Source organism: Microvirga sp. P5_D2, assembly GCF_054049475.1.
On record NZ_JBFUMH010000184.1, the window covers coordinates 1 to 9107 of the forward strand.

Consider the following 9107-nt stretch of genomic DNA (forward strand, 5'->3'; position numbering starts at 1 on the left):
GCTGAGAGGGCTGAGAGGGCCGTGTGGTGCTCAGGATGAGTTCCTGCTGGCCGCAACCGCCCAGAACCTGAGAAAGCTCGCTAAGCTGGCTCTTCCGACAGGGCCTCAGGTGCCCCAAGCGGCCTGAGGGGAGCACAAGCACCCAACTCATCACAGCTCTGACCTCCGCAAGCAAACCCCGTCGCTACTCAGGCCGTTCGAGCGCCGACTTTTTCAACGCAATCGGCACGAGGCGGAACTAGGCCCGCTGTCCGCATAGGGTGGAGAACCGGACGTTTCTGAAGGGCAGGAGATTTCCTAGTTTGTCCTATTCCGTACCTTGAGTGCAGAACATCTGCCGGAACAGCCATCCCACCCTGGCGTTGCTCTGCAGGAGGGCACTATGCCTACGAAACTGCCAGACGAGAGACACCTTCGTGAACCTGGATCAATGGAACTCGACCCATCAAGCGAAGGCTTGGCCGTCGACGAGACGCGGCGCCTGATTGCCTCCAGCAAGGTTGAAGGCACGCCCGTGTTCAACCAGGCCGGAGAACAGCTCGGGACCGTGTACAACTTCATGGTCGACAAGATCTCGGGTCAGGTTGCCTATGTGGTCATGAGCTTCGGCGGCTTTCTCGGCATAGGCGAGAGCTATCACCCGCTGCCCTGGCGGGCGCTGACCTATGACACGCAACTTGGCGGCTATGTGGTGGACATTGACAAGGATCGACTTGCCGAGGCTCCGCGTTACGGCGCTGATGAGGATCCGTTCGCAGATGACGAGTACGGCGCCAAGGTGGACGCCTACTACAAAACTGCACCAACTGCGTGATTGGAGTTGTCGGACCTTGGGGGCTGCCATGCCACCGGGAAGCGTCAACTAAGGCTCGGGTAATTCCAGGCGGCGTCTCGGGCCACTGCGTTCCCTCCTGCGTCAGGCGTGCGACGCACCGACATGATCGGCCATGTTGGCCCCGCGGGCGCCAAGCGGCTTGGGTGTGCCATCTGTACTGTCGCGGGCCGTCTGATGCTCCATCTCGGCATTGAGATCAGCACCAAGCAGGACGATCACCACCGACARCCAAATCCACACCATGAAGCCAACGCCAGCGCCAAGTGAACCATAGGTTTTGTTGTAGCTGTCGAAGTTGGCAACATACCAGGAGAACAGCATCGAAGCCGCAAGCCAGAGCACCGCGGCCGTGACACTGCCCCAGGTCACCCAGCGCCACTTTGGGTCGCGGCGGCTTGGTCCGTAGCGGTAGATAACGGCAAGCCACATGCCCACAATTACGAGAAGGATCGGCCACCGCAAGATGGCCAAGAGTCGCTCGACTGGAGTCACGAAGCCCATGAAGGCGAGAAGGACCGGCGCTACCACCACTGCGCTGATCGCCAAAATGATGAAGCCGATCATGCCCAGCGTGAGCAGGAATGTTGTGGCGTAGAAGCGCAGCAGGCTGCGCTTCTCCTTCTCGCCATAGACCACGTTAAGCGCATCGAAGAGGGCTGCCACCCCCGAGTTTGCGCTCCACAGCGCGACCAGAAAGCCGACGATGAAGGCGACGCCGAGCGTGTCGTTGCCCTGGGTGGCAATCAGCGAGATCTGCTCACCGATTAGTTCCAGCACCCCGCCCGGCAAAATGCCAGCAAGAAGGGACAGGTGTCCCCTGATTGTGCTGGTGTCGGCGAAGAGCCCGTAGAGCGACACAATTGTGGCAATCGCCGGAAAGACAGCCAGCAGGGCAAAGAAAGCAACCCCACCTGATGTCGACAGAATACGATCTTCCGAGATCCCCCAGAGCACGCGCCAGAGAATGTCTGCCCAGCCGCGGGCTGGGATCTCCCCGGGTGTGTTTGCCTCGCGTCCCCGGCCGGGCTCGTGGGCACGGTTGAGATCATCCGGCAGCACGCCGGGGGCGGCCTTCTCCTCGATCTTGGAGCGCCAATCTTCGCCATGTTCGTTCATAGGGCACCGTGGAGGTCCAGGAGGATATGGGTCGATAGCTTCTTGCCGTATGACCAGGACGTTCTAGGCTTTCTATCGGCTAACGTCTGTTAGCGCCTTACCTGCGCGCAGACCTTCGACCGCGCATTCTCCTCATTCGCTTCGCTAATCGAGCCCAATGGTCTTCGGAGTGCTAGCCTCGACCTCGAAGGTTGTCATTGTCTCAGCCTCAAGCTCCTGGAGCGCGAGCTCGCGTCAGTACCTGAGCTCAGCGGTGTGTCTCCCGACCTGCTCCCCCGCCATGACGGCTTCCCAGCCAGGTCCCTGTTCGTTCGCGAGCTGCCGAGCCCGGGCTGTGATCACCTCCGCCGTAAAGCGCTCTGTTGCCATCAAGGACCTCCTTCTTCATGAGCAGGAAAGAGGATCATGCCGAGCAAGTATGACAGGACGGTGTTGGAGCTGAGCCTACCGCAACGTATCTCCGTTGCCAGCACGATCAGAAGGAACCGCGTTTGGCGAGGGCCTCGAAGCCTCCTCTCAGCTGGCGCAGCCGCTCCTGATAGGCTTTGCTCAGGCAGATGCGATCATCGCCACAGCCAGCGCGCCGTTTGAGCCAGGCGGCCTGTTCATCTTCCATATCGCCGCGGGCACCCATGCCAAGAAGTGGCTTCAGATGAGTGTAGAGGACGGCCATCTCTACATCATCATCATTCAACTGGCGATCGGCGCAGATGGCCTTCTCGTCGGCCGTTTCGGCCTTGGCGCAGTCGAAGCTGGCGGCCCACCCAGACTGTCCTGCTGCCGTCAGGAGGACCGAGAGGGTGGCGACGTAAAGAGCGTTCCTGATCATTAGCGTGACCTCAAAGGAGTTCGATTGTTGGGAGAACCATTCTGGCTGGTACGTGCTCCCTACAGGATCGCTCAAGTTCGGATCACGCTTAATGAAATGTGAAGGTCATGTCGCCGTGAGGATCATGCCCAGGGCCCTCCTCAGGTGGAGCCCATTCGACTGACCCTCAAAGCATCCTTGCGGGCAGCATCCCACGACGCCTTAGGTCTGCAGGTATGCCCAGAATGCATGGCCAAGCCAAACGTCCCGTTTGAGGCGGTGAGCGGACCTATACACAGCCGCGCTTAAAGGCCGTGATTGACCCGCTGCGGACCTTCGCGAGAGATGATCTCACCGCTGTAACCTGGTAAGTCTCCCCGCGCGCCATGATGGCCCAGGACGACACACGCCATCTTGTTCGCCATTGCCACGCTCGCCACCTGCACCGGCTTGCGGGCCAGCAGAGCCAGGAGACGTGGCTCCGCCTTCTGCGGCTTGCGTGCCGCATCAGTGCGGTGGCGCCAATAACCAGCAGCTTGTGCAGAGAGCGGTCGCCCATCTTGCTGATGCGGCCCAGCCTCTCCTTACCGCCGCTGGAGTTCTGCAAGGGTGTCAGCCCGAGCCAGGCCGCAAACTCCCGACCGGACCGAATCTGCCGCGGGTCAGCTACAGGCGCGGCCAGCGCCGTGGCGCCCACCAGACCGATGCCCGGGATCGACGCCAAGCGCCGCGCCGCATCGTTGGTTCGGTGAAGAGCGAGCAGGGAGCGGTCGATTGCCTGCACCCGGGCATGGGTGTCGAGCACTTGCCCGCACAGAAGGTTGAGGACCTCCTGGGCTGTGGTCGGCACATCGGGCATGGCCTCCTTCGCGTGGATCTGGCGCGCGAGCCCCAGCGCCCGGTCCACGCCGTCCGGTATGACGATGCCGAACTCGGCCAGCAAGCCACGGACCATGTTCACCAGTTGGGTGCGCTGCCTGACCAGAAGGTCACGGGTGCAATGAAGCGACAGGGCAGCCTGCTGCTCGGCTGACTTGACCGCGCAGAACCCGGCCGGTCGACGGGTCTGGTCAGGCGTGACAACATCCAGGATTATCAGTTCGGCCTGGGGTCTCAGGCGAGGAGGCGACCTGAATGGATGGATGTAGAGGTAGTCCGGAAAGCAGTGAAGTCCATGATGGGATCCTCGATTGCGGTCGCGTTCGTGGCGCAAGGGCAAGAGAAGAAGTCCGATATCGCGAGCAGCGACCCGCTCGCCAGAGGAGCCCGGACCCTAAGGCTATGCTGACGTGGGGACTGGGCGAGCGGGATACCAGATGTGATCCAGCAACCGGAGACGGGAGCCGAGGGCCGCCAAGGTTGGCCGACGCGATCGCCGCTGATGCCGTTCCTGCCGCACGACAACCATGCCTGCCGTCGGGCGTTTTCCTTTTTCGAGATCCCGGCGCTGGGCTCACAGGGAGGCCGCCATGACGACCATGAAGGCAGTTCGCATCCATCGCTTCGGCGGACCCGAGGTCCTGAGCCTCGACGACGTCCCGTTGCCCCAGCCGCGGGATGACGAGGTGGTCGTTCGGGTCCTTGCCGCGAGCATCAATCCAATCGACTATGTCATCCGTGCCGGATCGCCGTTCGTGACGCAGGACCAATTGCCGGTGACGCTCGGTGTCGATCTGTCCGGGACAGTCGAACTGCTGGGCACCCGGGCGGATACGCTGCGCCAGGGCGACCCGATCTATGCGATGGTGCCGATGGGTCGTGGAACCTACGCCGAGTACGTCCTGGTCAAGGCGGTCGAGATGGCCGCCAAGCCTGGTACTCTCGACCACGAGCAGGCGGCAGCCGTGCCCCTCGCCGGGCTGACAGCGTGGCAGGGGCTGTTCGAGCATGGCGGCCTTCAGGAGGGGCAGCGCGTCCTGATCCATGGCGGCGCCGGCGGCGTGGGTCATCTCGCGATCCAGTTTGCCAAAGCGAAGGGTGCCGCCTTCGTGGCCACGACAGTCTCCGGTTCCGACCTCGACTTCGCGCGTGACCTCGGCGCGGACCAGGCAATCGACTACCGCGCCGAGCGGTTCGAGGAGATGGTTCGCGACATGGATCTCGTCTTTGATCTGGTTTCGGGGGAGACCCAGGACCGGTCATGGCCTGCCCTGAAGCAGGGCGGCGTCCTGGTCTCGACCTTGGGCCAGCCCTCGCAGGACAAAGCGGCGCAGTACGGCGTGCGGGGCGTCGGCTACATGGCCCAGCCGAACGGGGCTCACCTGTCCGAGATCGGATGCCTGATTGACGAGGGCAGGGTTCGTGTTGTGGTCGAGCGCGTCTTTCCGCTCATCGAAGCCGGTGTCGCGCAGGAGCATCTCCAGCACGGCCATGTCCGCGGCAAAGTTGTCCTGACACTTGCTCCTTGAGGGAATAGGGTCAGGCTTGTCAGAACCCTTGACGCGTGTGGGACAGGAGGGAAGCCGCTCCTCGTTGATCGCATTGGGATCGGTCAGGTAGTGGCCATGCTGTTGCCGATTATTTGAGAGATGCTCGTCAAGGGATTTCAGAAGGTTCGCCATGGACCTCCTCCATGAGAACAGACGTTCGCGGGACACCCTCGGGGTAATCTGGTGCTCGGGCAGAGAACATAGGCCGTGGAATGATGTTCCCCTAAGCGATAGGTGCAAGCGATCTGCCAGCTCAACAGATCAGCCCACTTCGCCGTCGACCGGTTCCACCACCCAAGTTCCCATAGGACAGAGCAAAGCGGCGATGGATTGCACCTCCTGGCGCCAGGCTTGCTGCCAGGAGATTCGCTTTTGATTGAGAAGGATCGGGAGCCTCGATCAGTCGATCTGAACGCCGGCTTCCTTCACGACAGGGGTCCACTTGGCGATCTCGGTCTTGACGTGCTCGCCCAAGGCCTCGGGCGTTGAGCCGACCACCGTGGCGCTGAAGGTCTTGAGCCGCTCCTGAACAGCAGGGTCCTTCACGGCCTTGAGCGCCTCGGCGTTGAGCCGGTCCACCACCGCTTTCGGGGTGTTGGGCGGGGCGAACAGGGCGTTCCAGGTGTAGGTCTCATAGCCGGTGAGCCCGCCCTCGGCGATGGTCGGCATGTCCGGGAAGGACGGAGCGCGTTCCTTGGTGGTTACGGCGATGCCGCGCAGGGTGCCGGCCCGGATGAATTCGGAGGCAGACGGCAGATTGTCGAACATGATCGGCACCTGGCCGGCCACCACATCGTTCAGCGCGGGGCCCGAGCCGCGATAGGCGATGTGCTGCATCGAGACCTTCGCCATGCTTTTGAACAACTCGCCCGAGAGGTGCAGGGGCGTTCCGACGCCTGAGGAGGCGTAGTTGTACTTGGACGGGTCCGCCTTCAGCAGCGCGATCAGCTCCGGCACGGTCTTGGCCGGCAGGCTGGGGTGAACCACCAGCACGTTGGGCACGAGGACGAGCAGAGAGACTGGCGTGAAGTCCGTGACCGCGTCGTAGGGCTTACGCTTGAGCATGAGCGGGTTGAGCGCGTGCGTGGCCACCGTGCCCATCAGGATCGTGTAGCCGTCCGGCTCGGCCCTGGCGACCCGGGCCGCACCCGTGCTGCCGCCAGCGCCCGCCACGTTCTCGATGATGACCTGCTGGCCCAGGCCCTCAGACATCTTCTGGGCGATGATGCGGGCGACCACATCGGTCGAGCCGCCAGCCGCGAAGGGCACCACCATGGTGATCGGGCGGGTGGGGAAGGTCTGAGCGATGGCTGGCGCGAGCCCGAATACAGTGCCCGCTAGAAGGGCGCCGGCGAGAAGGGCTTGGCGTCGGGTTGTCTTGTTCACAATCAGGTCTCCCATGGTGAGGTCGGCGGCAAGGATGCGCCCATGGCAGTCTCACATAACCAACACGTGAGCCATGTCTATGGGCTCACAAACCTGTGCGGCATAGAACAATGCCATGAAGTGGGTAAGAGAGGCCAAGTTGCACAAGCAAGGAGGTAAACGTGTTCAACAGACTGCTCGGCGATGAACCCACCAACGGCCCTGCCACCCGCCTGGGCCGCATCATCGGCAACGTCCTTGGGGTCGCCCTTTATCCGGTCCTGGCCTGGGTTGCGATGCAAGGTCTCTTCTAAGACCCTTTCCCTTTCTATGGTCTGTTAGTGCCTGAGCCAGTCCATGACTGGGAGGCCCAGGGAACGAGCGGTGTCCGTCTCGTCACTGGGGGCCCTGCGTGCTTCTCCTGCCTTGCGGCGGCTTGGGACTCAGATCCGGATCTCGGGTTGTGACGGTCAGAAGGCCCTGACGAGGCGGCTTGCCGGCAAGCCGCCTCCGGCGCTTAGATCTCAACCTGCTCCGCAATCAGAAGGGCATCGTCGACGTCAATACCGAGATATCGGACTGTGCTCTCGATCTTGGTGTGGCCAAGTAGGAGTTGGACGGCTCGAAGGTTGCCGGTTCTTCGGTAGATCATCGATGCCTTGGTACGCCGCAAGGAGTGCGTTCCATAGGCCAAGGGATTGAGCCCGATCGCGCGAAGCCAGGATCCCAGCAGGCGGGCATACTGGCGGGTCGTCATCGACCGTCGCCGATCAATTCGGCTGGGGAAGAGCGGCTCGCCCTTGTGCAAGTCCTTCTTCTCCAGCCAGCGTCCCACAGCCTCGCGGGTTTGCTCAGTAATCTCGAACTGAACAGGCCGGCCGGTCTTCCGCTGCATGATAGTAGCGCGGGATCGCACTCGCCCATTGAGGGCCACATCGTCCACCCGGAGCGCGACCAGGTCACAGGCTCGTAGCTTGCTGTCGAGGGCCAGGTTGAACAGAGCGAGATCTCGAACGCGGTGTGCAACCTGGAGCCTGATCCGGATGGACCAGATCTCCTTAGCCTTGAGAGGCGGTTTTGGTCCAATCAGTCTGCCTCGGTTCCAAGGTATCATGGTTCGGCAAACATGGTCGTTGATGTGTTGCATTGCAGTGCTCCTTGATTGAAGCCCCCGCAATGAAACTTGACCGAGCTGCTGGCAGGGAGAATCAGGTTTGCCCTGAGTCCTCAAGTTTCCGGCTGCTTACCAGGGCAATCCGGACGTCGGTTTGCCTTCATCGATTTCATATGTTGACCCGTTCCAGACCTTCTGAGCCCGAGCTTGTGATCAAGGAGGCTCAAGCGTCTTGTGGGAAGGGGCAAGATGCCAGTTCATCTAGTCAGACTTGCGCCTGACCTGCCCGACGCGGTTCAGCACCTCACGAGGGATGCCATAGTCCCGCACTACAGCTTCCCAGTTCCGGAGGCCACATAGCTCCCGCTGGATCATGAAGGCCCAGACCAGGTCGGCTGCCCGGTCCAACAAGACATGGCGACGATGCCCCCTATCAGGTTCGTGCGCTTCGGCATCGAAGGCTCGCAATGCCGCAAGAGCCTGCTCGACTTGGCCACTCAAGGCTCCGAGCGTATGCGCTTTCTGCTCCCGCAGCTCGTGATCAAGCACGCTCCAGCCTGTCTCCGGCTGAAGGCCTATCGACAAGCTCTGGGATGCGAACTGCCATCTTAAGTCTCCGAAACGTGGCGATGGAGGTGAGATGGTGCCGCAGCCCTCATGGGTGAASGCGACACMCTGGCGCAAGCCAGCACAGGCGACGCTCCGCGGCACCTGTCACGTGGCGATGTGGACGAGGAGGCCTTGCTGCCTGCCACGGAGCTGGATCTCGCGAGATGCCTGGAACCTCGTGAGCCACTCCGAGCCACCCGCTGCCTGGATGCAATCCTCCGAGGCGATGATCGAGCCGCCTACCGCCCGGGTGATCTCCTCAAGCCTGCTCGCCACGTTCACGACATCGCCCACGACGGTGAACTCGAYGCGCTCCCTGCCGCCCAGATTGCCCACTGTCACCGGACCGCAGTGGATCCCAATTGACASGCGYAGCGGATYGGCGCCGCGAGYGGAYCTYTTCCGGTTCCAGCGCTCGATCTCCTGCTGAAGTTCGAAGGCRCASKCGAGCGCGCGGGCCGGCGCGTCCGGTTGCAGGCCGATGGAGCCGAAGGTCGCCATGAAGCCATCGCCGAGGTACTTGTCGAGGGTGCCGCCATGCTTAAACACGACGGCGCAGCTCCGCTCCTGGAAACTGCGCAGCAGGGCGAACGTGCGCTCGGGCGAGAGGGTCTCGGTAAGCTTGGTGAAGCCGACAATATCTGCGAACAGGACGGCTACCGTTCGTGTCGCCGGCTCTCCAAACGCAGTCCCGCCGCGACTGGAGAGGGCCTCGGCCACGTCCGGAGAGACATAGCGCGCGAGGTCCGCGCGCACGACCTCGGCCTCGACCTGATTCAACAAGGTCCGCCGGCTGCGCCAGACAGCGAGTGTGATGAGCAGGGTGAACAG

10 protein-coding genes are annotated in these 9107 nt (G+C 62.3%); 3 read left to right on the forward strand and 7 right to left on the reverse strand.

The annotated features are described in order from the left end of the window. Nucleotides 1-382 precede the first annotated feature (382 nt). Entirely contained in the window at nt 383-814 is a 432-nt protein-coding gene (locus tag ACXJKO_RS26925; RefSeq protein ID WP_457094118.1) for a PRC-barrel domain-containing protein, read from the forward strand. 102 nt (nt 815-916) lie between these two features. On the opposite strand, the gene ACXJKO_RS26930 is transcribed toward ACXJKO_RS26925, so the two are convergent. From ACXJKO_RS26930 to ACXJKO_RS26940, 3 genes are all read right to left on the reverse strand, one after another. Continuing rightward, nucleotides 917-1951: a YihY/virulence factor BrkB family protein gene (locus ACXJKO_RS26930; RefSeq protein ID WP_457094119.1), complete on the reverse strand. Its 1035-nt coding sequence runs from the start codon at nt 1949-1951 to the stop codon at nt 917-919. A 475-nt stretch (nt 1952-2426) separates the two neighbouring features. Further along, nucleotides 2427-2780 carry a lysozyme inhibitor LprI family protein gene (locus tag ACXJKO_RS26935; RefSeq protein WP_457094120.1) on the reverse strand — a complete coding sequence of 118 codons (354 nt, stop codon included), beginning with the start codon at nt 2778-2780 and terminating at the stop codon, nt 2427-2429. A 268-nt stretch (nt 2781-3048) separates the two neighbouring features. Then, nucleotides 3049-3978 carry an IS110 family RNA-guided transposase gene (locus ACXJKO_RS26940; RefSeq protein ID WP_457094121.1) on the reverse strand — a complete coding sequence of 310 codons (930 nt, stop codon included), beginning with the start codon at nt 3976-3978 and terminating at the stop codon, nt 3049-3051. Between the two features lie 250 nt (nt 3979-4228). Here ACXJKO_RS26940 and ACXJKO_RS26945 point away from each other — a divergent pair, with 250 nt between their 5' ends. Continuing rightward, on the forward strand, nt 4229-5167 hold the full coding sequence (locus ACXJKO_RS26945; protein WP_457094122.1) for an NADP-dependent oxidoreductase: 939 nt from the start codon (nt 4229-4231) through the stop codon (nt 5165-5167). Nucleotides 5168-5587: 420 nt separating this feature from the next. Here the strand turns inward: ACXJKO_RS26945 and ACXJKO_RS26950 are convergent, their stop codons facing one another. Further along, on the reverse strand, nt 5588-6589 hold the full coding sequence (locus ACXJKO_RS26950; RefSeq protein ID WP_457094123.1) for a Bug family tripartite tricarboxylate transporter substrate binding protein: 1002 nt from the start codon (nt 6587-6589) through the stop codon (nt 5588-5590). 146 nt (nt 6590-6735) lie between these two features. On the opposite strand from ACXJKO_RS26950, the gene ACXJKO_RS26955 reads away from it, so the two are divergent. Continuing rightward, complete coding sequence (locus tag ACXJKO_RS26955) at nt 6736-6867, forward strand: hypothetical protein (protein ID WP_457094124.1); 132 nt, start codon at nt 6736-6738, stop codon at nt 6865-6867. A 203-nt stretch (nt 6868-7070) separates the two neighbouring features. Here the strand turns inward: ACXJKO_RS26955 and ACXJKO_RS26960 are convergent, their stop codons facing one another. The 3 genes from ACXJKO_RS26960 to ACXJKO_RS26970 all read right to left on the reverse strand — a co-directional run. Then, the gene (locus ACXJKO_RS26960; RefSeq protein ID WP_457094127.1) at nt 7071-7667 is read right to left on the reverse strand and encodes a tyrosine-type recombinase/integrase; all 597 of its coding nucleotides are present in this window, start codon (nt 7665-7667) and stop codon (nt 7071-7073) included. Between the two features lie 261 nt (nt 7668-7928). Continuing rightward, complete coding sequence (locus tag ACXJKO_RS26965; protein WP_457094125.1) at nt 7929-8252, reverse strand: DUF6665 family protein; 324 nt, start codon at nt 8250-8252, stop codon at nt 7929-7931. A gap of 129 nt (nt 8253-8381) precedes the next feature. Next, nucleotides 8382-9107: adenylate/guanylate cyclase domain-containing protein (locus tag ACXJKO_RS26970; protein ID WP_457094126.1), on the reverse strand; the 726-nt coding region annotated here is incomplete at its 5' end.